Source organism: Streptomyces ferrugineus, assembly GCF_015160855.1.
Taxonomy (GTDB): Bacteria; Actinomycetota; Actinomycetes; order Streptomycetales; family Streptomycetaceae; genus Streptomyces; species Streptomyces ferrugineus.
In genome coordinates, this window is the sequence record NZ_CP063373.1 from 439,309 (window position 1) to 461,150 (window position 21,842).

Consider the following 21,842-nt stretch of genomic DNA (forward strand, 5'->3'; position numbering starts at 1 on the left):
CCTCATACGTGTGTCTGGTTAACGCAGGGATGTCTGAGGGATTCATGTAGAGGAGCTCAGAACGTGACCGTGCGTTCCTTTGCCCGGCGGATGCGACCGCGAGTGGAGCGGAAGGCCGCCGAGCGGGTGTGGCAGCTTCGCACCATGCGGCGGCGCCGCATGGCAGCCGTCACGGACCCCACGCTCCGCCCGGTGGCGGTACGCGGCCAGCGGTTCTACGGCCGCATCGTGACCCGGTTCAGCGCCACCGGGGCGGCCACCGCCAACCTCGGCCTGGTCGTCGCCGCGCTGGAGCGGGAAGGCATCCCCTACTTCCTGGTGCCGACCTCGCGCACCCGCCACACGGTCGGGGTGAACGCCGTCGACCGGGAGCGTTTCCTCACCACCCTGGAGGCGCAGAACACGGGCAAGGCGGTGTTCATCGGCAGACCGCTGCCCGGCGGACAGCTCAAGAACCCCGCACTGTTCGTGGACGGCGTACTGCCGGCCGCGCTGCGTACGGCCCCCGTCCTCAGGATCGGGGAGAACCACCTGGGCCCCTCGGGCCAACTGCTCGCCGGCCCGGAACTCGCCTGCGACGTCGAGTTCTGGGAGGACGGCGCACAGCTCCTCGCCACCGACGACGGGGCCCGGCGACTGGCCAAGGTGCAGCCGCAGGCGTCCGAGGACATCTTCGCCGAGTCCCTCGTCGCACCGCGGAACAACGGCATCACGGACGTTCTCCCGGCGTCCGAGCAGCAGCCGGTCACCGTACGGATCGGCGACCGGGAGCTGCCGAGCTTCGCCCCGCTCACCCTGCCGACCGTGAACGACGTGACCTTCCCCGTCGACGTCGTCTACACCTGGGTGGACGGCGAGCAGCCGCAGATGCGGGCCAAGCGGGCCCGGTACCAGGGCCAGGGCATCGCCGAGATCCTGGACAAGGAGACCAACGCCTCCCGCTACACCAGCCATGACGAGCTGAAGTACTCGCTGCGCTCACTCGCGATGTACGCCGACTTCGTCCGGCACATCTACATCGTGACCGACGGCCAGCAGCCGCACTGGCTCGACGACGGGGCCCCCGGGATCACGGTCGTCGACCACCGCGACATCTTCCCGCCCGACGTCCTCCCCGTCTTCAACTCCCACGCGATCGAGACCCGGCTGCACCACATCCCGGGCCTGTCGGAGCACTACCTCTACTTCAACGACGACGTGTTCGTCGGCCGCCGGGTCACCGCCGAGCACTTCTTCCACGGCAGCGGCCTGATGAAGATCCCGGTCTCCCCGCTGAAGATAGGCGTCGGCAAGCCGCACGCCGAGGAGACGGCCACCAACTCCGCGAGCAAGAACGTCCGCCGCCTGCTGCTGGAGAAGTTCGGCCGCATGACGACGAACAACTTCATGCACACCCCCCTGCCACAGCAGCGGGAGACGCTGCGGGCACTCGAGGGGCTCTTCCCGGAGGACATCCGCCGCACCACGGCGTCCCGCTTCCGCTCCCCGCAGGACATCGCCCTGACGGCCCCGCTGCTCTACCAGTACGCCCTGATGACCGGCCACGGCGTGCCGGGGAAGTACAGCTTCCGCTACGTGAACATCAGCCGCCCGGACGCCGGGAAGCGCCTGGCCGATCTGCGCCACAACCGCCGCTTCGACTTCTTCTGCCTCAACGACGTCGACGTACCGCCCGAGGAGCGCGAACAGGTCGGCGTCCGCATGAACGAGTTCCTGGAGGACTACTTCCCCTTCCCGAGCCCCTTCGAGCGACAGAACTGACGGGGGCGGGGGCATGGACATGGGGGGCATGGACATCCGTCACCGCATCGCGGCACCCGCGGGCATGCGGGCCGCCCGGAACTCTCTGCTGCGCCTGCGGCTCCGGCTGGCGGCCCGCCTCTGGGCCCTGCGCGCGACCCGGGCCCGACGGCGTCTGCGGACCGCCGTCCCCGGACTGCACCGGGTCACCTTCGGACCGGTGCGACTGTACGGCCGTACCGTCGCCGCCTACACCGCCACGGACGCCGTCGAGGCCGACCTGGAGCGGGTGTGCACCCTGCTGGAGGGGCTCGCCGTCCCGTACTTCCTGGTCCCCACCGACCACGGGCACGGTGCGCCGCGGCAGATCGTGGGCGTCGACGAGACGTACCGCGCCGCGATCCTCTCCCGCGCCGCCCAGCGCTTCGCCGGCACCGTCGGGTACGTCGCCGCCGTGGCACCGGACGGCGCCGTGACGACGGCGGCACTGTGGTCCGACGGAAAGCTGCCGCGAGCGCTGCGACGGGCGTCGGTGCTCCGCACCGGCGTGGTACGCCTCGGCCCCGGCGGACAGGTCCTCACCGGCCTGGACACGGGCTGCGACATCGAGTTCTGGCACCACGGCCGGGACCAGGGCACCGCCCCCGACCCCGCATGGCTCACCGTGCCCGGCAGCCGGCTGTCGCCGGACGTCTTCGGCCCGGCACTCGTCGCCCCGCGCCGCAACCCCGTCTCCGAGGTGCTCCCGGTGACGGCACAGCGGCCGGCTGCGGTGGCGCTCCGCCACCGCAGCGTGCCGACGTTCGCCCCGTTCGCCGAGCCGGACATCGACGAGGTCCGCTTCCCCGTCGACGCCGTCTACACCTGGGTCGACGGCGACGACCCGGCGATGGCCGCGAAGCGCCGGGCCCATCAACAGCTCTCCCCCAACGCCATCGCCGCGCGCGAGACCGGCGCCTCCCGCTACACCAGCCACGACGAACTGAAGTACGCGCTGCGCTCCCTGGAGATGTACGCCGGTTTCATACGCCACGTCTACTTGGTGACCGACTCCCAGATCCCGACCTGGCTGGCCCCGAACGCAGCGGGCCTCACCGTGGTCGACCACCGCGACATCCTCCCGCCCGGCGCCCTCCCCGTCTTCAACTCCCACGCGATCGAGAGCCGCCTGCACCACATCCCCGGCCTGTCGGAGCACTACCTCTACTTCAACGACGACGTCTTCATCAACCGCCCGGTGGAAGCCGAGCACTTCTTCCACGGCAACGGAATAGCCCGCATCCCGCTCTCCCCCCTGAAGCTCGGAGTCGGCGCCCCGCACCCCCTCGAACCGGCCCCGAACTCCGCCGGCAAGAACGCCCGAGAGGTGATCAGCCGCTTCCACGGCAGACACATCACGCACAAGTCGCTGCACACCCCCCACCCCCAACTCCTCTCGGTCATGCGGGAGATGGAGAGCCTGGGCATCGAGGAGCTGAAGCAGACCTCCTACTCCCGCTTCCGCTCCACATCCGACGTGGCCCCCGCCTCCACGCTCCACCACCACTGGGCGATGGCGACCGGCCGCGCCGTCCCCGCCGACTACCGCTTCCGCTACGTCCAGTTGGGCACCCCGGACATGCACCGCCGCCTGGCCCGCCTCGCGGCCGGCGAGGACGTCGACTTCTTCTGCCTCAACGACGTGGACACCGCCCCCGAAGCCAGACCCGAGGCCGAGGCCGCCATCCGCACCTTCCTGGAACGCAAGTACCCCTTCCCGAGCCGCTTCGAAGGCGCGCCCCGAACCACGTCCTCCCGCCCGATCGCCCCCCTCGCGGCACGGGTCCCGGCCCAGCCGACGCGGGAGGAAGCACAGCACCGAGACTGACGTGTACGTCCGTCAGCTGGTTCGTTCGGACGGACGCCGCAGGGCCGGACCACTTTCCTGGTCCGGCCCTCTGAGCTGGCGGAGGACACGAGATGCGAACTCGTGAGGGGTCGCCCATCTCGCCTGAACGGCCGTGCACGGCGCGACGCGGAATGGGACGGAAACCTGGACGGCCGAACTCCTCACCGCAGTACCGGAGGCGGCCCGCGGTCAGTCCGTCGAAGCCGCCGTCACTCGCGGGAGCTAGGCCGACCTGGGGCGCGCGGCACGCATGCCCGAGGCGGGTTCCTGGACATCCTCGAGCGGGAAAATCTCGTCTTCCCCGAAGTCCGGGGCCTGGAAGGGGTTTGTCGCCGGAGGCGGCGATGCCGCGGTGGAACGGCGGGGTTGCCCTTCCAGAGCGGAGAACAACGACGTCGGATCGATGAGAGGTCTCTCTTTCGTTACAGGCCCCTGATGGGGCCTGGCGTGCCGCGACCGGGCACGGCGGTCCTACAGCTTGGTCATCTTCGCGTACGGGCTCAAGATCCGCATCTGCGCCGAGCCGAAATCCACGAGCGCCGCGATTCCGTCCTCGATGCCGATCACCCGGCCGAGGCCGTACACGTCATGGGTGACCTGGTCACCCATGGCGAAGTGCTTGGGAGCCGGTGTGACCGGGGCCCTGAAGGGGCTGGTGGGCAGGTGACGCTTCGGTACCGCAGGCTTTGGCATGGCTCAGTATGAGCCCACGTGCGTCCCGCCCGCTATGGCCATCGGCACAGATCCACACGGGAACAGCCGCGTCACGCCACTGACCTGCGGTTTCGGTCCGTACGACGGGAAGCCGCCTTTGATCGTGTCCAGTCAGGCTGGTCGTCGGTCGTGTGCGCCCTCCGTTGCCTAATCCCGGCCCGATCGGATGTGACGAGGGTCACTTCGGGTGGGTGAACCGGAAGCGCGGGCCGTTACGACGAAGGGGTGTGGTGGGAGAGCCGCGCGACGCGGATACCGAAGCAGACCTCGTGGCGGCTGTCGCCGACGGGGACCGCGACGCCTTCGAGCTGCTCTACCGTCACTACGCCCCTTGGCTGACCAGCCGATTGCGCCACCGATGCGCGGACGGCTCGCTGCTCGACGACATCGTCCAGGAGACGTTTCTCGACCTGTGGCGCACCTGCGCGGCCGGTCGGCAGCGGCAGGTCGCGGACATGGCCGGCTGGTTGTGGCGCATCGCCTCCCGGCGGCTCGCGGACCAGGCCCGCTCGGGTGGCGCCCGCTCGCGGCTGCAGCAGGCGCTGCGGCGACTGCGTACCCGCGACGAACCGTCTGCCGAGGAGAAGGTGCTCGCCGGCGGCCGGCACGGCGATCTGGCCGATGCGCTGGCCCGGTTGCCCGTGGAGCTCCGGCACGTCATGCAGGCGACGGTGGTCGACGGCCTGACCGTACGGCAGGCCGCGCACGTCCTCGGAGTGCCGCCCGGCACGGTGAAGACGCGCGCCATGCGCGCCCGCAGGTTGCTCAAGCAGGAACTCGACGGGTCGCGGTCGCGGCCCGGCTGGAGAGGAGGCGAGGATGACGCAGCGGAGACCGCCGCGGGAGAGCACTGACCACCGTTCTGACCCCGGTACCGACCACCACACCCCTGACGCGCTGCTGGGCGACTACGCGCGCGGGGAGACGGCGCCGCACGCCCTGCGGGCCGTCGAGGCGCACCTCGACCGCTGTCCGCTCTGCCGCTCCCGGCTGTCCGGCCACACCGACCAGCGGATCCTGGACCACGGCTGGCAGCGCCTCGACGTGGCCATCGACGCACCCGTGCCCGGCGGGGCAGAGCGGCTGCTGCTCCGGTTCGGCGTGCCGGACCACGTGGCGCGACTGGTCGCGGCGACTCCGGTGCTGCGCGCGTCCTGGGTGGGTGCCGCCGCCCTGACGTTGCTGCTCGCCGCGCTGATCGCGCGCCTCGCCGAGCCGGCCGGGACCCCGGTGCTCTTCCTCGGTCTCGCGCCGCTGCTGCCCGTGGCCGGAGTGGCCGTGTCCTACGGCCGGCGCTGGGACCCCGCGCACGAGATGGGTCTGGTGACACCCCTGCGGGCCTTCCGGCTCGTGCTGCTGCGCACCGCCGTGGTCCTCGGCACGTGCATCGCCGTGACGTGCGCCGCCGGCCTGGCCCTGCCCGGCCTCGGCCTCGCCACCTTCGGGTGGCTGCTGCCCGGCTGTGCGCTCACCGCCGTGAGCCTCGCGCTGGCGGCACGTATGGACTCCACGACGGCGGCCGGCGTGACCGGGGCCGGCTGGCTCGCCGCCTTGATCGCCACCCACGACTCGCACGCGGTCTTCAGTACGACGGGACAGACCGCCTCCGCCGCGGTGCTCGCCGTGGCCTGCGTGGCCGTGCTGCTCTCCCGTACCGCATTCGACCGGCCCGTCCAGCGACGGCCCATCCACCGACAGGGGACTGCCCGATGACCGATCACACCGTCGAGGTGAGGGATCTGGGGGTGCGCTACCGGCGCTCCGTGGCGCTCGGCTCCGTGTCCTTCTCGCTGCAGACGGGCGTCACCGGCCTGCTCGGGCCCAACGGCGCGGGCAAGACCACCCTGCTGCGGGCCCTGGCCACCGCACTCGTCCCCGACACCGGGGAGATCCGGTTGCTCGGCCGGGATCCCCGCGACCCCGGTCAGCGGACGGAGATCAGGCGGCACCTCGGATTCCTGCCGCAGGACCCCGGATTCCATCCGAACTTCACCGCCTTCGAGTTCGTGGACTACGTCGCGATCCTCAAGGAGATGACACACCGCGGCCGCAGGCACGACGAGGTGCGCCGGGTCCTCGACGCCGTGGGCCTGAGTGAGCACCGCGGCAAGCGGATCCGGATGCTGTCGGGCGGAATGAAGCAGCGTGTGGCGCTCGCCGCGGCCCTCGCGGGCGAGCCCGAACTGCTCATCCTCGACGAGCCGACCGTCGGCCTCGATCCCGAACAGCGCCTGCGTTTCCGCGAGTTGATCGCCGACATCGGAGAGGGACGGACCGTTCTGCTCTCCACTCACCAGACCGAGGACGTCGCCGCCCTGTGCCGTCGCGTCGTCGTACTCGACCACGGCGTCGTCAAGTTCGACGGCGATCCGGTCGGCCTGAGCGCGGTCGCCCAGGGCCGGGTGTGGAGCAGCGCCGAGCGCGACCCGCAGGCGCTGGCCGGATGGCGTACGGGCAACGGGACGTTCCGCAACATCGGCAGCCCACCGCCGGGTGCCGCGATCGTGGACCCGGCGCTGGAGGACGGCTATCTGCTGCTCCTCGACCACACCGGGCGCCGGGCCGGCCAGGGGGCAGCGGCATGAGCGGCACGATGACCGAGGCCCCGGTGGGCGCCGAGAGCCGCACCCCTGGCGCGGCGGGCGCCGCCACGCGCACGCTCGCCCGCGCCGAAGCCGTACGACTGCTGCGGCACCCCGCGGTACTCGCCGCGTTCGCGCTGTATCTGGTGCAGTGGGCCTACAGCGCGTACTCCGGCGACGACCGCTATCCGGTACTGCACGACGAGGACCGCTACACCCAGGTGTCGCTGCTGTTGATCGCGGCGGGAACCCTGCTCGGGGCCAACCTCGCCGCGCTGCGCCCGTACCGACACGGCACCGACGCCATGTTCGACCTCCTGGTGCTCCCGCCCTGGCGGCGCACCGCGGCCCAACTGCTCGCCCTGGTGCCGGTGACCGCGCTGTCGGCGGTCCTGTCCGGGGCCCGCATCGGATACGCGGCCGCTCAGGACGCGGCGGTCGGCAGCCCCTCCGTGGCGGAGCTCGCCACGGGCCCGCTCGTGGTGCTCCTGGCCGGCGCGATCGGCGTCGTCGCGGCCCACGTCGTCCGGTCCGTGGTGGCCGCGCCGCTCACCCTGGCCGCGCTCGGGATCGTGACGGTGGCGGGCGCGCTGCAGTCGCAGTCGCAGGTGCGGTGGTGGGGCCTGGTCGGCATCGAGGACGAGAACGCTCCACCGCTGCCCACCGCCCTCACCCACCGTCCCGTGGGCTGGCATCTGCTCTACCTGGCCGCCCTGGTGGTCCTGGTGGCCGCGGTGGCGGTGCTCCGCGCAGGCGGTCGCTCGACCGCGTTCAGAGCGACGGCCGGCGTCGCCCTGCTCGCGGTGCTGGGCGCGGGCTTCGCGCAGCAGCGCGGCCTGCCGGACGAGGTGCGCGAGGCCCGCGAGACCGCCGAGAACACCCCGTCGTCGCAGCAGGTGTGCGTCGAGAGCGGCGGCATCGACTACTGCGCTTTCCCCGTGTTCAAGGACCGGTACCGGCAGTGGGCGGAGGTGACCGGGGGAGTGCTGCGCTGGGTGCCGCAGGCCGCGCGGGAGAAGCGGTACGCCGTACGCCAGCACGTCTTCCTGAGCACGGTCGACGACGGTGTCGTACCGCCGTTGCCGGTGGCGCGGTGGGCCGCCGACGATCGTGCGGCCGGGACGCCTGGCGCCGTGCCCGTCGGCACCGACTGGGGCACGCACAGCGATCTCGCGGGCGACCACATGCTCGGCTTCGCCGGCGGCTTCGCGCACCGCGCGGTGACCGGTGAGGCCCCCGCGGATGCCGGCAACCAGGCGATCTGCCGTGCCCGCGGGGCGATCACGCTGTGGCTCGCGGTCCAGGCGACCGACGGGACCCGGGACGCCTACCACTCGCTGGCCGGGCGATCCTTCGGCGGTCTCGCGCTCAACGCCTTCCACGCCGCCACCGGCTTCAGTGTCAACGCGCGGGAACAGGACCTCGTACGGACCCTGCTGACGCGGCCCGACGCCGAAGTCGGCGCGAAGGTGAAGCAGTCGTGGGCGGAACTCACCGCGCCGGACACCACGACCGACCAGGCGGCAGCCCTGTTGGGCGTCCCGGCCCCGCCGGCCGCGCGCGAAGGCGAGGAGGGCCGGTGCCGGTGAACCCGTCCAGGGGTGCGGTGCTGCGCACTCTCCTCGGGCCCGACCTACGGGCCACCCGCACTCTCCCGCTGCTCGGCGCGGGCGTGGTGGGGGTGGTCGGTACGGCCTGCCCGGTGCTGTTCTCCGCACATGTCCAACCGGACGCGGCCGCCGTGCTCTTGCGGATCGCGACCGTACTGACCGCCATCGGCCTCGCCTGCCTCCTGGACGATCCCGCGGCCCGCACGACCGAGGTGGTGCCTGTTTCCCGAGGGCTGCGCAGCGGCCTGCGGATGGCCGTGGGCCTGTTGCTCTTCGGCCTCTTCTGGGGCGCCTCGGCGAGCCTCGCCCGGCTGGGGGTGGCAGCCGACGCACGACAGTTGTTCCCCGTCGGCGGGCTCGCGGTGGAAGGAGTGACGCTCGCCGTCGGCACGCTGGCCCTCGCCCTCTTCGGTGTGCGGCGCTCGGCACCGGGAGCGGGCAGCCTGGTCGCCGCGCCCGCGCTGACGCTCTTTGCCGTGGCGGCGCTGTTTCTGCCGCACGGCCTGGAGCTGTTTCCCGTACCGGGTGATCCGGACCGGAGCGACGCCGCCCTGCGATGGGCGGTGCTGCTGGTCCTCGCCCTGATCGGCTGCGCAGCACAACTCCGCGACGAGCCGCGCCTGCCACGCGGTCGGCTGCGTCACCCGCCGGCCCCCTCCGCGCCACAGCCGGACCGTGATCCACCTCAACGCCGACCACGGTTCGAGTGATCCCCGGGGGCCGGAGACGACTCCGGCCCGCGTCGCTTCAGCCGCACCTGGGGACCATCACCGGGCCGCGCCGTTCGGCACACCGGGCCAGGCTCGGCAGGTGGCCCGCGAGGAACTCGCGGACCCCGGCTCCCGCCACCTGACGACCACCGAAGTCGCCCACCGCCGAGGCTTTGCCGGCCAGGCCCACTTCACCCGGATCCTCCGCAGACGTTTCAACCGCACTCCAGACGAGACGCGCCCGGTCCCACCCGACCCGCGGTGGGCCGGGGCTCAGGCGTCGGCGGTCGGCGGCCGTGTTGGGCAGGAAGACGGGGCGGTCCGGGACGATCGCGTCGAGGGCGGCGGTGGGGGAGCTGCCGGGGATTGCCTCCAGGGACCGGCCGCCACCGATGATCCACTCGACGTCCGGGTACTCGTCCGCGCGCTTGCTGCGCTCGAACAGCGTCACTGGTCCGACTCCCTGGCCTTGGACGACGAGGCACTGGAGCCGGTCTGGGGCTATCTGTTGCAGCGGCGTGATAACCCCAGCTGAGGGCATTTGATCATCTCCGTGGCGGCTGCCGTTCCGGTCTCGGTGCGCGCCGGTTCACGCCTGGCTGTAGAGGGCAGCCAGGTCGACGAGACGGACGTCAGGGTCGGCTTCCGCTGCCGCGTGGGCTTTGTCGTTGAATCCTGCTCCGCTGAAGCAGATGAGCCGAGTGTTGGTGGTGTCATAACGTCCGGCCTGGCTGACAATGCTGCGGATATGCCGGAGGCGTTCGATGTGGGCCATGCCCATGGTGTCGTTCCACTTGGCCTCCCCGATGGCCAGGAGCGGAGGTTTGCCCGCGTCGGCGATGCCGATCACCGCCACGTCGACCTCATGTCCGATGCGGGCCTTGGAGTCGTGGACCACGCCGTGCCCGACGTGGGCGGGCAGACCGCCCAGCAGGTCGGGATCGGCGTGATGGAGAGCCCAGTCGCGGCAGATCTGTTCGAAATGCGGCCCCAGGACATTGCTCACGAAGCGTCGGCGGCTGGCTTGCCAGACCCGTGACGCACTGCCCGGGCGTTCGAGCTGGTCCCAGACCGGGCGCATGATCGCGTGGTAGAAGCCGATCAGCGGTTCGGCGATGCGATACGTGGGCCGGTTGTCGCGGAATGCGTCCGCATCGCGGTGCAGCAGTCCCGCGTCTTCCAGAACATTGATGGGGTGCGCGATGTCTGTGGCCTTGCGTTCCAGATAGCCGGCCATGCCGCCGCGAGTGGCGTTGCCGTCGGCGACGGCGGCCAGGACGGACAGGTACAGGGCGGTGTCACGAAGGTCGGGTTCTTCGGCCAGCAGATAGCGGGCCTCACGGAAGAGGGGGGTCTCGGGGTTGAGGACTGTGCGGACGACCCAGTCATCGAAGTCCTCCGGTCCCCGGGGAGTATCGCCGCGCGCGAACTCGCGCCGGTAGGCGGGCGTGCCGCCTACGACAGCGTTCACCTTCATTGCCAGGTGGGGATCGGCGATGCCCCAGAATTCGGCAGCGAGGCGGTGGTCGAGGGGGCGGACGACCATCTCCAGCCCGGCCCGTCCACGCAGCGGGGCGTTGCCCGACAGCAGCCGACCCATGAAGGACAGCGCCGAGCCGCACAGCAGCAGCCGCGTGCGCGAGCTGGTGCGCTGATCACGCAGGGGCCGCAGAGCCTCCTGGATGATCGAGGGCAGCTCCGGGTTGGCCTTGGCGAGGTAGGGAAACTCATCGATCACAACAGGGACGGGCCGCTCGGAGCCGAGCCCAAGCAGTGCGTCGACTGCCTCCGACCAGTTGGCGAAGTGGAACGGGCTGACAGGGCGGACGTGAGCGGTCAACGCGGCGCTGATCCGCCGCAGCGACTCGGCATCGGCAGCCTCGGTCGCACCGAAATAGAACCCTCCGGCGGCACGGCAGGCGGCATCCAGCAGGAACGTCTTGCCCTGGCGGCGACGCCCAGAGACCACCCCCAGGGTCGCTCCTGGCTGCGGGTCGGTGATGAACCGGCTCAGTGCCGACCACTCGTAGTCCCGGTCGAACATCTCGGCAGGCTTGTCCACGCCTCACCCCGGATATAGAAGTACGCCTCCATAAAACATACCTCTATATCTGCGCCGACGCTCATGCGCATGCAGATGGCGCTCGGTGACTGCGTCACCGCATCCGTGGGTGACTCCTAGAGGGGCAGGGCTCGCGGGAGCGGCGAGCTGCACTATGCGAGAAGAATGTCGTGAATGCCGGAAGTGAATGAGGCCAAGACTGAGACCAACGCACAACGAGAAGCCGGACCGCATCTTGCGGCCCGGCTCCTCGTTTCGCCTGTTCAGGCGGCTGCGGAGGATACGAGATTCGAACTCGTGAGGGGTTGCCCCCAACACGCTTTCCAACTGTGGTGGTGGCCTCCGGGGCTTCGGACGGGGCCGTTCACCTGCGTTCATGGGCGGCCGGTCGTGAGAGCGGCTACCGGCTTTGGTCCGGGCTGAACGGCCGCGAACGGCGCTGAATGAGACGGAAACTGAGACGGACGGCGGGGCTGGGCTAGCTAGCATCTTCGCTGTTGGAGGGGGAGTCATGGCGTTGGTCCGCAAGGGATCACGACCGATCGTTGTCGACGGCACGGTCTACCGCTGGCGGCTGCGGGGCCGGCCAACGTACTTCCAGGGCTTGGCCTGGTCGCCGTGCACGTTCGCGGTCGAGTATGCGGAGACTCCGGGCATGACGCTTGTGGTCACCACCGACCAGCCGCACCCGAGCAACTGGATCGGCCGTGAGGCTGAGCCAGTGATGCCGTCCGGTGTTGCCTCGGCTGTTCGGATTGCCCTGCGTGAGGGTTGGACTCCGACGGCTCCGGGCCCCGCATTCCACCTCGACCAGTCCGCCGGCTTCACTCCCTCGTACTGAGCAGAACCGGGAATCGTTGAGGGGCGAACACCAGAAATTAAGGGCGAATGGAGCGACGGCTCGGCCACACTGCTCACATGCCGAGGATCCGCGAAGATGAGCAGTGGGTACGCAGGTGCCTTCAGGCTGCGCTGCCAGGCGTCGAAGTGCGTCCCCACGACGATGGCTCACAGCCGAACATGCATGACTTCGATCTCCTCCGAGATGGGCGTCGGTATGCGGCCTTGGAGGTCACGGCTGCAGCGGACCCAGAGTCAATCTCCCTCTGGAAGAGCATGACCCGTGGTGGTCGTTGGATCGAGGCAGGTCTGGCGGGCGGATGGATTGTCGAGTTGCTGCCCACAGCCCGCATGAATACAGTGCGAATCGGGCTTCCACCACTCCTTGCTCAGATGGAGCGGCTGAGCCTTCGCACTCTGCGTGATGCTCACGGGGATGCTCGAAGCCAACTCGTCAGCCAAGCGGAACGGATGAGGGTCGTCTCTGCGTTCCAATCACCCGCCACGGACTTCCCCGGCAGCATCTACTGCCTCATCAAGCAGCCACCCGAAAAGGCAGGGGGCTGGGTGGCTCCTACGGGAGACGCATTTGCTGACTGGGTCAGCGGCTGGATAGGCGAGCCGAAGCAGGCAGACAACCTTGCAAAGCTCCAGCGGTCAGGAGCAGACGAGCGGCACCTGTTCGTGATCCTTCCTGGGCACACCGTTGCCCCATTCGCAGCGTTTGACTTGCTGATGAGGCCCGCGGCCCCCCTTCCCGTGGGGGACCCGACTCTGCCTCGTGAGGTGACTCACCTTTGGGCAATGAGCACTTGGGACTCGGGAGATGGCTTCGCCTGGTCGCCAGGGGCTGGCTGGAGCCGATTCCAGAAGATGCCCTGATAAGACTGCTCTCTGGTCTGGTTGGCTCAGCGCGCTGACCGACCTCCTCGTCCAGAAGTCTCGGCCGGGGGCTCATGAGATCTGGGCGCTGGCCAGTCAGCCGTTGAGGGCTGTTGACAGTCGGCTGCGGTCGCCGTGGTTGCTGTACTGAAGCACTCAGTACAGCCGCTCCGCCTGGTCGTACTCGGCTGCCCTGAAGGTGGGCCAGTAGGTGATCTGGGGCTGGGATCGCTCGATCATCGCCCGTAGCACCTCTCCATACAGGATGCGCACGCCGACTGCTGCGCCGTCGATGCTCGCAAGGTTGTCGACCACGTAGAGGTAGAAGCGCTCCGGGTTTGCCTTTGCGGCCTCCACTTGCCGATGTTCCAACGGGAGCACTTCGCTGCGCGCACAACGACTGAAGGCCTTCACCTCGATCATGCGAGGCGAGCTCTCGACGTCGTACGGGAGGCCCGAGGTGCGGACGTCCTTGGGATCGCGGCCGGCGGCCCGCTCCAAGGCCATCACGTGTGTGATCCCAGCCTGTTCCGTCTCTTTGTTCCCCATGCCACCCCCAGTCCTGCGACCTCATGATGCCGTGGGCACCATCAGCTTGGGAAGCTGCGATCATTGTCGACGGATTCGGGCGCTGACCTCGGCGAACGGCCTGGGCGCTGCCCCGTCGGGCTCGGTGGCTTTCCCCGTGGTTCCCCGCTGTTCCCCGCTCGATCTGGTGCGCTTGCGGTGCGGCCGGGAACACGAGGTCACCCGAACACACAGACGATGCGCCCGTAATCTTTAATCTGCTGCTGTTGTTCCTCGGGGCGAGGCGCGTGCTCGGCCTCTCCGCACCTGAGCACCGTTCCTTCGTCTCCTTCAAACACGGAGACGACGCCTCCGTGATGGCTACAAGTTCCTTGGCGGCCGATGGAGTCTGAGGGCCACCCGTCTGCACACTCGTAACCCTGATGCGTCCAGTGAACTGGCGTGTACGTAGTCGACGGAGCTCCAGAGCTGACGGGCGGATCTTCGACATCGTCGTTCCATCCGCTGAGTTGAGCTGTGACCGGGAGGACGACGAAGATCCCCACCCCGATGAGGCCTGCCACGGAGTAGCACACGACCCTAGCGACCCGCCACGCGCGGCTATCGACGAGCCCTCGCAGGAGACTACGCACAGAAGACTTGTAGCGCAGCAAGGGGCCGGAGCGCGCGTCTACGTCGAGATTGGTGGCAGCTGCTCATCCGCCTGCAGGTGTGCGAGCCCGACCAAACTGTCGGAGGATGCCCGTCGTAGGCGCCCTAGCGCTGTGTCCATATGGCATCTACAGTCAGTCATCCGTGACCGCGCTTTGCTGGGGGGACCATGCGAGTGTCGGAAGAGTTTCACCTCGGGCGGACGCAGCCGTCGCTTGACTTTGTAGATGTCGACACGACAAAGGACGTGCCGGTCTTCATCGACCCGCGCGCGATTCGCATTCAAGACAGTTCTTGGGCGGCCGATTGCGAAGCACTGCTTCAGTCCTTCTTTACCGAAGTACTGGAAGCGGTACGTGTGCAAAATAAGGGACGCTTGTCGGAGCTCCTGGGTCGCCTTGGTGAGCCTAACGAGACACATCTCGGTTTTTCCATCGGCCGCTCCCGCGGGCGCGGCCTAGGTGGCGTTGGTGCTGAGAAGGTAGTCGATACTCTCACGCACAGCAAAGCGGCTAGGACGGGGCTCCTGAGTGACCTGGAAGACACATCGCTACTGATACCTGGAATTGGCCGTGACATCGTTTCAGATATTACGACGCATGTCATCCGGGGCGCTCTTATCGGATACACTCAAGCAGCGTGCGATTTCTATGGGATGGCAACGGTCTCGCAGCATTCCGGGCCAGTTTGGAACCCTAACTCACTTGAGTGGCAGGAAGGCTATGTTGATCTTCCGCGGGCTGGTGGAGAAGAGGAGGATAAACTTCTGCTCGTCCCAAAATCAATTGTGCGACATGATCTCATTTTCAATAAGGACAAGTACTACAACGGGTACCTAGCCCCGCTCCTGGAGCAGGAAGAGATCCAATCGAAGACGGAGCTAGTGAGAATACTCAAGAATGGCAGTCCGCGTGTTTCCAGGATAGAGCTAAAGGCCAAATACGGTGCTGATAAGCTTGCCATAATTGAGCACACAGCAAAGTTCCCACATGCTCTGCCGAGTTACAGGAAGTCAACTTCAAAACTAGCTTGCCCTCCCCTTACACATCTTGAAGTCTCGCACCTGACGCAGACGCCAGAAGTCGACTACCTGGCATTGATGGATCAGGTAGAAGCCATCAGTCCTGGAAATGCTGGCGCCTCAATGTATCACCGTGCTGTCGAGAGTCTTCTTACGGCCTTGCTCTACCCGTTCTGCTCCAACATGAAAATTGAAGCGGAAATTCACGAAGGGCGAAAGCGGATAGACATTCTGTATGACAACGTGGCTGGCGTCGGATTCTTCGACTGGGTTGCCCGCCGGCATGGATCTACTGTCTTGCCTGTCGAGTGCAAGAACTACTCTCGTGAGCCAGGGAACGAAGAACTTGATCAAATATCTGGCCGGTTTAGTCGTGAGCGGGGCTGGGTTGGCATCATGACTTGCAGAAACTTCCAGGATAAGGGTGTCTTCTTGAAGCGGTGTCGTGACACAGCCAAAGACGGCCGCGGGTTCGTCATCGCTCTCGATGATGCCGATCTGCGCGAGCTTGCTGAAGAGGCGCAGGAGCGTCGCAACTCAGGCCTCAGTCATCAGGGAGAATTTCCACTGCTGCGCCAACGGTTCGGGCACCTCATCAACTAGGAATAGTTCACGGGCGCCAGCAAAGGGCCAATCTGGGGCCCCTCCGGCCCCTGCATAATCAGATTCCGAGTCGAAAATCCTCGATCTTCTGGCGAATGAGTTCCACCGGATCATTGCCGAAAGACTTGTCGGTTAGCATTTGCAGCAGATCGGCATCCTGCAAGACAATGATCATCTTGTCGTGCAGGATCCACTGTTCCCGAATGGTCAGCTGAGCCGCTCGGTCTGCTCCATTACGGCAGACTATTATGCCAAAAAGGCCGGTTCCGTGTCGCTGTAGATAATTTGCAACCTGGAGTACTCGTTCCTTGCCCACTTTTCCGGCATAGTTCTTGGGGTCTACGACGATATAGTCGGCTCGGTATTCCTTTCTGAGGAATTCCCAGTAGCCGGTTGGTGCGTAGTTAGGCAGAATGAAGTCCCGCCTGTTGACGCCGTTCTCGTTTCGGCTCTCCGTAATCGGGGTGCGAAGTGGCGGACTGAAGAGATATTCAAATATCTCCTGGCAAAGGCGTTGGTAGAGCGCCCAACTCTCCCTGCCCGGGGATAGTTTAGAAAGACGATTTCCGAAGGTTACGGCCTCTGCATTGTCGCTCACGTCGACATCGCCGACGTACCTCCTCGCTTCTTCCTCCAGGCCCATCGAAGATGCCTGTTGGTAGATCCAAGGGCCATCCCATACCGAGATGTCGTGCGAGGCTAGATAGTGACGGTGTGTTGCTGCCAACTTTCCAGGGGTGGCTAGTGTAAGTCTCTGGTCCAGCCCCGCATATTGGTTTCTGGCGAGAGCTCCGTACCGCTTTATCTGTCCGACAAATTCTTCGAGGCGAGAAGAAGTTTGGGGCAATTTCTTCTTGCACTCCACGATGTGGAGAGTCGTACTGGTAGTCACCGTGATGTCGATTACCGCATCATGGAATAGTCGAACTTCCTGTGCAACTTGACCGACTCCTGACCTTTCGAGAAGGCTGGTCAAAAATTCGACGAATTCTGACTCCCTGAAGTCACTCCCAGGTAGAGATGACTTACCCGAAATGAAATTCTCTGGAATAAGAATGACAGGTTGACCAAAGCGGTCGATTGGGAGTTCGTGGAACTCCGTGCGCCATTCGTCACTGATGGAGTCCCAAGCAGCGTCGAGGACGGCAACCTGACAGATGGGAATTGAGTGTCGGCTGGCTACATCCTGCGTATACCGTATCAATAGACCCTTAAGGGCGACGCAGGTCATGTCGCTGATGCGGTCAAACGAGCCGAGTCGGCGTAGAAAATCTTGAGTTACTCCTGCTTCCCACGGTCCTTTAATGTCCGGAACCGGGAGTTTTATGCCGCCAAGAGGGTTGCGAAGTGTGCGTCCGGAATTGAGGCGTGAGTACTTCCCCAGCCCTAAACGGAACTCTCGTGGTTCCGACATCCTCACGATGCGTGGCGCTTCGGGGTTGCCGTGTCCCCAGTCGAGCGGACTGAGTGCTGCGTGAACTCTCTCGTAGAACCTGTTCAAGCGGGCTCTGGCCTCTGCCCACGCAGGAGATGAGTCCTGCAACACCAAATAGGGGTCCAGAAAGTATGGAAGATCGACGTCCAGATCTACATCAAACCAGTCGTCATCATCAGTTCGGTTGATCTTGAAGTACTCGCTGAACCGCATAGCCACCCCTTCATGAACTCTTAAGATCATCTCACTCATGGGCGTGGTGTGACAGGTCGTGTTGAGTTCAGTGGTGACAGACGCGCGCTTGACCTCTAGGTCGGCGGAGCGGCTTTGGGGTGGCGCTGCTTTGGCGCGAGTGATCATGGCCCCGTAAGCTTGCGGCGCGTCGGGCAGTCTGTGGACCTGCCCGGTAAAGCACGACGTTGGGGCCATGATCTGCGAGGCTCGCGCCAAAGTGGCTCCGTAAAGCCGTGGAGCCGACCACCCCAGCCACGACGTCCCCTTCTCTGACATCAGGCGACTGATTGCCACGAGCGCGGCACGGGCGCCGGCCGGGCTGGAGCGGGGCGGAGACAGGAGCGCAGGCCCGGCCGGCGCCCGTGCCGCGCGCGGGGAGCGGAGCGAGCCGCCTTGAACCCGTGAAGAAGGTTGTTACTCAGGTTGAATCGTGATGCGCCACAGGGGCGCGTCGTACTGCTCCGGTCGGCTGTGGATGAGCAGCTCGCGTAGGTCCTGGCGCTGTTTGCCGTTGAGGTTCAGGGCCTCGGTGATGTGGCGGAACGTGGTGTGGGTGACTCCGCGGTTTCGAGCTTCGGCCTCGAAGTGGCCCAGCTGCACCAGGACCGCATCAGGGTCCAGCTTGAGCGGTGGCCGCTCGTTGAGCCATGCGGCCTTGTTGCGTTCGTAGTCGATCTCCGAGTAGCCGCAGATTTCACGGCTGTGCGTCTCTACCTCGTCGAGGTTCTGCGTCGCTATGACGGCTCGGGCCAGCCGGTTACGGCTCAATGCCTCGTCCATGTCGGCCTCGTGGACTGCCGGGCCTTCGTCTGTGAGCGGTACGGGGAGCCCCGCGTCCCGTACTTCACATGTGCCTCGCGCTCCTCGTGCCGTCGCCGCGAGCATCCCGGTTGCCTCCGACGGATGCCACTCCAGAACCGAGCTGATCGACTCCGTGTCCTTTGCCGTGAAGGTGTGGACGAGGGGGCCGAGCATGCCGCGCAGGTCTTCGTGCGGGAGTTCGCCGTCCAGGCCGGGCCCGGCGACTAGGAGACGGATCGGTGCGTTCACCTGGCAGCACGCGGCCAGGGTGAGGGCGTCGGCGAGTGGGCTCTTGAGGGTCGGTTCGTCGCCTCGAGCCAGGATGTCGCCGCCGACGTCCACGAGGTCGATCGACGTGGGTTCCAAGTGCCCCACAAGCTCGTTGAGTTGCCTCGCGACGCCTTCGGCGCCTTGATGAGGGTCGATTAGGGCGAAGGTGTGCGGGAGCTCTGCCGCGAGTTGCGGGAGTGTGGATCCCGCCGGAGCGATGGGGCGGGCTTCAGCCGGCACTGCATAGACGGACGGCGTGAGCTGTTCGAGGCCGGTGAAGTCGTGGACGCCTCGGGGGCCCGGGACCGGGTCGACGAGCAAGCGGTCCCACGCGTACGTGAGGATCACCGCCTGGTCATCGTCGCCGTAGAGGGCGGCGTCAAGCATTGCGGCGGCGACTGCGTCGCCCCCTCCTCCTGCTGCGACGATCAACCGCGTCATGCGGACAGCGTACGGGGTCGAACATTTGCCACCCACCCTATAGTGGCTAGAGGCCATAGCCACTTGGACAAGGAGGGGGCATGCCTCAGATTGAGGAGGCTCAGCCGAAGTATCTCCAGATCGCGCACTTCATCCGTGACCAGATCCTGCGGGGGGATCTGCGGCCGGGGGACGAGGTTCCTTCGGAACGGCAACTCGCTGCGGACTGGAAGGTGTCGAGGCCTACTGCGGCCCGTTCGCTGGAGGCGCTGAGCCATCAGGGCCTGGTTGAGAAGCGGCAGGGGTCGGGCACGTACGTGCGGAGCCTCGAAGTCAACCGGCGCGCGCGGGAGTTGTATGGGCGGGCCCGGCAAACGGGGAAGATCTACACCTCAGGCGAGTACGCGGTTATTACCTCTGCGGGCTGGCTGGAGGCGCCGGACCACGTCGCCGAGGCGTTGGGCCTGGTCAAGGATCGGCGGGCCGTGCACCGCCGCCGTATCACCAACAACCAGGACGGGCCCATCACGCTGTCCACCTCGTGGTTCGCCCCGGACGTAGGCCAGAAGGCGCCCAAGCTCTTGGATCCTGAACGGATCCAGGAAGGCACCCTGATGTACGTCGAGAACATGACGGGACGCCAGGGAAGCTACGCGGAAGACCGTATGTGTGCTCGCGCGGCGACGGACGAGGAGTCGGCGGACCTGCAACTGGACTGTGGGTCAGCTGTATTGATCGTCCACCACGTCGTCTTCGACCTCCAGGACCGGCCGTTGGAGTTCGCCGAAGCCACATACCCGCCGCACCGCTGGGCGTTCGAGCAGGGCTACCCGCTCGCCTGACGGTTCGCGAGTTCCGTCGAACCGCTTGCACGCCGCGAGTGGCTAATGCCACTATCCAGTAAGTGGCTAAGGCCACTTGATCGGAAGGGGGCACGGCGTGACGGGTCAGCGGCCGGAACAGGACGCGCGCTTAGCTTGCCGGGGTTGCCGGGGGCGTGGTTGGAAACGCGTCAGCTCGCGTACAGCGCTGGCGCTCTCCACCGTCAACGACCGTGCCCGTGCCGCATCGAAGCGACGGTGCCTCGACTGCGACGGCACCGGCAGGGAGTGAGCACGGATGGCCTACACAATCGACCGCCACCCGGGCCCGGACGCACCGCGACTCGGAGCGATGGTCTTGCATCCCATCGCGGAGTCCGTGCCGCGGGCCAGGCGCTGGTTCCAGAAGTTCATCGCCCCGTACAACCCGGCCTGCTCGGTCGACGACTGCGCACTGATGATCTCCGAGTTGGTCACCAACGCCATCGTCTACGGACGATCTGATGATCCGTGGGTCGTGCGGGTGGAGTGGTTCCGTGAGGGAGCTTCGCTGCGCGTGGAGGTGCACAATCCCGGATTCCCGGCGAGTGTGCGCGTGCGCCGGCCGGACGCCAACGACGCGCATGGCCGTGGTCTCCTCCTGGTCGACTCCATCGCCGACTCGTGGCACTCCGGCCCGAGCCCCTTCGGCGGTACGGTCGTATCTTTTGTGATGGCCGATGCCTGGCCGTCTTGATGCCCAACCCGGTCTGTTCTGACCTTCGAAGTGTCGCTAGTCTGGTTGACCAGTTGACTTGGCCAATCTCGACAGGCGGCGTTCATGGCGTATGAGGTGGAGGCACCGAAGTACGTTCGCCTCGCGCAGACGATTCAGCGTCGCATCGAGGACGGCACGTATCCGCCGGGCACCCGCGTTCCCAGTGAGAACCAGCTGGTGCAAGCCTTCGGGATGTCCCGCCCGACCGTCGTACGGGCGCTGGAGCTGCTGAAGCGTGACGGTTGGCTGGAGTCCCGGCAGGGCTACGGCACGATCGTGCGTGGCCGCCCGGCCGCCGCCGAGCAGAGGGACCGTCGGGGTCGTGAGGCGCTGGAGCGCGATGAGTCGTTGACCTCAGGACGCCTTGTCGAGGTCGGCCAGGTTCCGGTGCCCGCCCGCGTCGCTTCCGCGCTCGGGCTGCCCAAGCGGACCAAGGTACTTGTGCGCCGGTTCCTCGTCGAAGCGGATGGCGAAGCTGTCGAGCTGGTCTCGTCGTACTTCCCCGCCGGCCTGGTCGATGGCACTGAGTTGGACAGTCCTGAGGCTTTGAGCAGCAGCCCTCGTGAGCACCTGGAAGCCCGGAAGAAGATCCGCTTCGATCACGTCACGGAACGGGTCTCGGCTCGACTGCCGGAAAGCGACGAAGCCGAGCTGCTCGACCTGTCAGAGGGCATGCCTGTCCTGAGTGTCCTAGTCATCGCCTGTGACGCCTCCGGGCAGGCGCTACAAGTCTCTGACGTGTTGCTTCCTGCCGATCGTCAGGAACTTGAAGACACATATCGCTTGAACTGAGCCTCGTTCGGGGCCAGTTCCCCTCAATCTCCACTTGACAAGTCAACCTGGCATCCCTAGCTTCGAACTTGCTAAGTCAACCTGTCAGGTGGCAGGTTGACCGACTTCCGAAGAAGGAGAAATCCCTGTGCGTGTGATCCGCATCGACACCTCGGCCGCGACGATCCTGCTCACCGAAGCCCCGGCACCGAAGGTGCGTGATCGGCAGACCGGTGAGATCGCCAAGGACGCCGTCAGCGGTGAGGCACTGATGACGGTCGGCGTCGTCTTCATCGACGAGGGCGACTCGTCATTGATCCAGGTCACCATCCCCGAGAGTGGTGTGACGGACGGCCTGACCGTCGGGGCGCCCGTCTCGCTGCCGGGGCTCATCGCCCGTCCGTGGGAGAGCGTGTTCAATGGCCAGCAGCGGCACGGCATCGCCTACCGGGCCACCGCCATCGCTCCGGGCGCCTTCCAGATGGCTCAGGCGGGTTGATCG

At 66.7% G+C, this 21,842-nt stretch carries 19 protein-coding genes; 13 read left to right on the forward strand and 6 right to left on the reverse strand.

What is annotated here, in order from left to right:
- Window positions 1-63: 63 nt before the first annotated feature.
- Both IM697_RS02075 and IM697_RS02080 read left to right on the forward strand, forming a co-directional pair.
- Window positions 64-1,761 carry a stealth family protein gene (locus tag IM697_RS02075; protein WP_194044145.1) on the forward strand — a complete coding sequence of 566 codons (1,698 nt, stop codon included), beginning with the start codon at window positions 64-66 and terminating at the stop codon, window positions 1,759-1,761.
- A 28-nt stretch (window positions 1,762-1,789) separates the two neighbouring features.
- Window positions 1,790-3,607, forward strand: a complete 1,818-nt coding sequence (locus tag IM697_RS02080) for a stealth family protein (protein WP_194044147.1) — start codon at window positions 1,790-1,792, stop codon at window positions 3,605-3,607.
- A 492-nt stretch (window positions 3,608-4,099) separates the two neighbouring features.
- Here IM697_RS02080 and IM697_RS02085 read toward each other — a convergent pair whose 3' ends face one another.
- A complete protein-coding gene (locus IM697_RS02085; protein WP_194044149.1) occupies window positions 4,100-4,321 on the reverse strand; it encodes a hypothetical protein in 222 nt (73 codons plus the stop codon).
- Window positions 4,322-4,611: 290 nt separating this feature from the next.
- Between IM697_RS02085 and IM697_RS02090 the strand changes: the two genes are divergently transcribed.
- From IM697_RS02090 to IM697_RS02110, 5 genes are read left to right on the forward strand one after another with little or no spacing between them, the layout of a single operon-like run.
- A complete protein-coding gene (locus IM697_RS02090; protein WP_265582699.1) occupies window positions 4,612-5,196 on the forward strand; it encodes an RNA polymerase sigma factor in 585 nt (194 codons plus the stop codon).
- Complete coding sequence (locus IM697_RS02095; RefSeq protein WP_194044153.1) at window positions 5,162-6,055, forward strand: zf-HC2 domain-containing protein; 894 nt, start codon at window positions 5,162-5,164, stop codon at window positions 6,053-6,055. The genes IM697_RS02090 and IM697_RS02095 overlap by 35 nt, the downstream gene beginning before the upstream one ends.
- Window positions 6,052-6,927: an ABC transporter ATP-binding protein gene (locus tag IM697_RS02100; protein WP_194044154.1), complete on the forward strand. Its 876-nt coding sequence runs from the start codon at window positions 6,052-6,054 to the stop codon at window positions 6,925-6,927. Before IM697_RS02095 ends, IM697_RS02100 begins: the two co-directional genes overlap by 4 nt.
- A complete protein-coding gene (locus IM697_RS02105; RefSeq protein ID WP_194044155.1) occupies window positions 6,924-8,513 on the forward strand; it encodes a hypothetical protein in 1,590 nt (529 codons plus the stop codon). Before IM697_RS02100 ends, IM697_RS02105 begins: the two co-directional genes overlap by 4 nt.
- A complete protein-coding gene (locus IM697_RS02110) occupies window positions 8,510-9,244 on the forward strand; it encodes an ABC transporter (protein ID WP_194044156.1) in 735 nt (244 codons plus the stop codon). The genes IM697_RS02105 and IM697_RS02110 overlap by 4 nt, the downstream gene beginning before the upstream one ends.
- Window positions 9,245-9,281: 37 nt before the next feature.
- On the opposite strand, the gene IM697_RS02115 is transcribed toward IM697_RS02110, so the two are convergent.
- Together IM697_RS02115 and IM697_RS02120 are read right to left on the reverse strand one after the other, a co-directional pair.
- Complete coding sequence (locus IM697_RS02115; RefSeq protein ID WP_194050163.1) at window positions 9,282-9,695, reverse strand: hypothetical protein; 414 nt, start codon at window positions 9,693-9,695, stop codon at window positions 9,282-9,284.
- 138 nt (window positions 9,696-9,833) lie between these two features.
- Window positions 9,834-11,306: an AAA family ATPase gene (locus IM697_RS02120; protein WP_194044157.1), complete on the reverse strand. Its 1,473-nt coding sequence runs from the start codon at window positions 11,304-11,306 to the stop codon at window positions 9,834-9,836.
- Between the two features lie 511 nt (window positions 11,307-11,817).
- On the opposite strand from IM697_RS02120, the gene IM697_RS44440 reads away from it, so the two are divergent.
- On the forward strand, window positions 11,818-12,147 hold the full coding sequence (locus tag IM697_RS44440; protein ID WP_228044463.1) for a hypothetical protein: 330 nt from the start codon (window positions 11,818-11,820) through the stop codon (window positions 12,145-12,147).
- A 1,037-nt stretch (window positions 12,148-13,184) separates the two neighbouring features.
- On the opposite strand, the gene IM697_RS02125 is transcribed toward IM697_RS44440, so the two are convergent.
- On the reverse strand, window positions 13,185-13,577 hold the full coding sequence (locus tag IM697_RS02125; protein ID WP_194044158.1) for a protein NO VEIN domain-containing protein: 393 nt from the start codon (window positions 13,575-13,577) through the stop codon (window positions 13,185-13,187).
- Window positions 13,578-14,382: 805 nt separating this feature from the next.
- Here IM697_RS02125 and IM697_RS02130 point away from each other — a divergent pair.
- A complete protein-coding gene (locus IM697_RS02130; RefSeq protein WP_194044159.1) occupies window positions 14,383-15,831 on the forward strand; it encodes a hypothetical protein in 1,449 nt (482 codons plus the stop codon).
- Window positions 15,832-15,889: 58 nt separating this feature from the next.
- Here IM697_RS02130 and IM697_RS02135 read toward each other — a convergent pair whose 3' ends face one another.
- Together IM697_RS02135 and IM697_RS02140 are read right to left on the reverse strand one after the other, a co-directional pair.
- Complete coding sequence (locus IM697_RS02135) at window positions 15,890-17,518, reverse strand: hypothetical protein (protein WP_194044161.1); 1,629 nt, start codon at window positions 17,516-17,518, stop codon at window positions 15,890-15,892.
- A gap of 396 nt (window positions 17,519-17,914) precedes the next feature.
- Window positions 17,915-19,012 carry a DUF1152 domain-containing protein gene (locus IM697_RS02140; protein ID WP_194044163.1) on the reverse strand — a complete coding sequence of 366 codons (1,098 nt, stop codon included), beginning with the start codon at window positions 19,010-19,012 and terminating at the stop codon, window positions 17,915-17,917.
- Window positions 19,013-19,092: 80 nt separating this feature from the next.
- Here IM697_RS02140 and IM697_RS02145 point away from each other — a divergent pair, with 80 nt between their 5' ends.
- The 4 genes from IM697_RS02145 to IM697_RS02160 all read left to right on the forward strand — a co-directional run bounded on the left by IM697_RS02145 (window position 19,093) and on the right by IM697_RS02160 (window position 21,839).
- Window positions 19,093-19,833: a GntR family transcriptional regulator gene (locus IM697_RS02145; protein ID WP_194044165.1), complete on the forward strand. Its 741-nt coding sequence runs from the start codon at window positions 19,093-19,095 to the stop codon at window positions 19,831-19,833.
- A 277-nt stretch (window positions 19,834-20,110) separates the two neighbouring features.
- Window positions 20,111-20,548, forward strand: a complete 438-nt coding sequence (locus IM697_RS02150; protein WP_194044167.1) for an ATP-binding protein — start codon at window positions 20,111-20,113, stop codon at window positions 20,546-20,548.
- 84 nt (window positions 20,549-20,632) lie between these two features.
- A complete protein-coding gene (locus IM697_RS02155; RefSeq protein WP_194044169.1) occupies window positions 20,633-21,361 on the forward strand; it encodes a GntR family transcriptional regulator in 729 nt (242 codons plus the stop codon).
- Window positions 21,362-21,488: 127 nt separating this feature from the next.
- A complete protein-coding gene (locus tag IM697_RS02160; RefSeq protein ID WP_194044171.1) occupies window positions 21,489-21,839 on the forward strand; it encodes an SCO3933 family regulatory protein in 351 nt (116 codons plus the stop codon).
- Window positions 21,840-21,842 lie beyond the last annotated feature (3 nt).

Bases quoted from the DNA above. Each gene is read 5' to 3' on its own strand.
- IM697_RS02080 (WP_194044147.1), top strand. From the start codon at position 1,790: ATGGACATCCGTCACCGCATCGCGGCACCCGCGGGCATGCGGGCCGCC.
- IM697_RS02085 (WP_194044149.1), bottom strand. From the start codon at position 4,321: ATGCCAAAGCCTGCGGTACCGAAGCGTCACCTGCCCACCAGCCCCTTC.
- IM697_RS02095 (WP_194044153.1), top strand. From the start codon at position 5,162: ATGACGCAGCGGAGACCGCCGCGGGAGAGCACTGACCACCGTTCTGAC.
- IM697_RS02100 (WP_194044154.1), top strand. From the start codon at position 6,052: ATGACCGATCACACCGTCGAGGTGAGGGATCTGGGGGTGCGCTACCGG.
- IM697_RS02105 (WP_194044155.1), top strand. From the start codon at position 6,924: ATGAGCGGCACGATGACCGAGGCCCCGGTGGGCGCCGAGAGCCGCACC.
- IM697_RS44440 (WP_228044463.1), top strand. From the start codon at position 11,818: ATGGCGTTGGTCCGCAAGGGATCACGACCGATCGTTGTCGACGGCACG.
- IM697_RS02125 (WP_194044158.1), bottom strand. From the start codon at position 13,577: ATGGGGAACAAAGAGACGGAACAGGCTGGGATCACACACGTGATGGCC.
- IM697_RS02135 (WP_194044161.1), bottom strand. From the start codon at position 17,518: ATGAGTGAGATGATCTTAAGAGTTCATGAAGGGGTGGCTATGCGGTTC.
- IM697_RS02140 (WP_194044163.1), bottom strand. From the start codon at position 19,012: ATGACGCGGTTGATCGTCGCAGCAGGAGGAGGGGGCGACGCAGTCGCC.
- IM697_RS02145 (WP_194044165.1), top strand. From the start codon at position 19,093: ATGCCTCAGATTGAGGAGGCTCAGCCGAAGTATCTCCAGATCGCGCAC.
- IM697_RS02150 (WP_194044167.1), top strand. From the start codon at position 20,111: ATGGCCTACACAATCGACCGCCACCCGGGCCCGGACGCACCGCGACTC.
- IM697_RS02155 (WP_194044169.1), top strand. From the start codon at position 20,633: ATGGCGTATGAGGTGGAGGCACCGAAGTACGTTCGCCTCGCGCAGACG.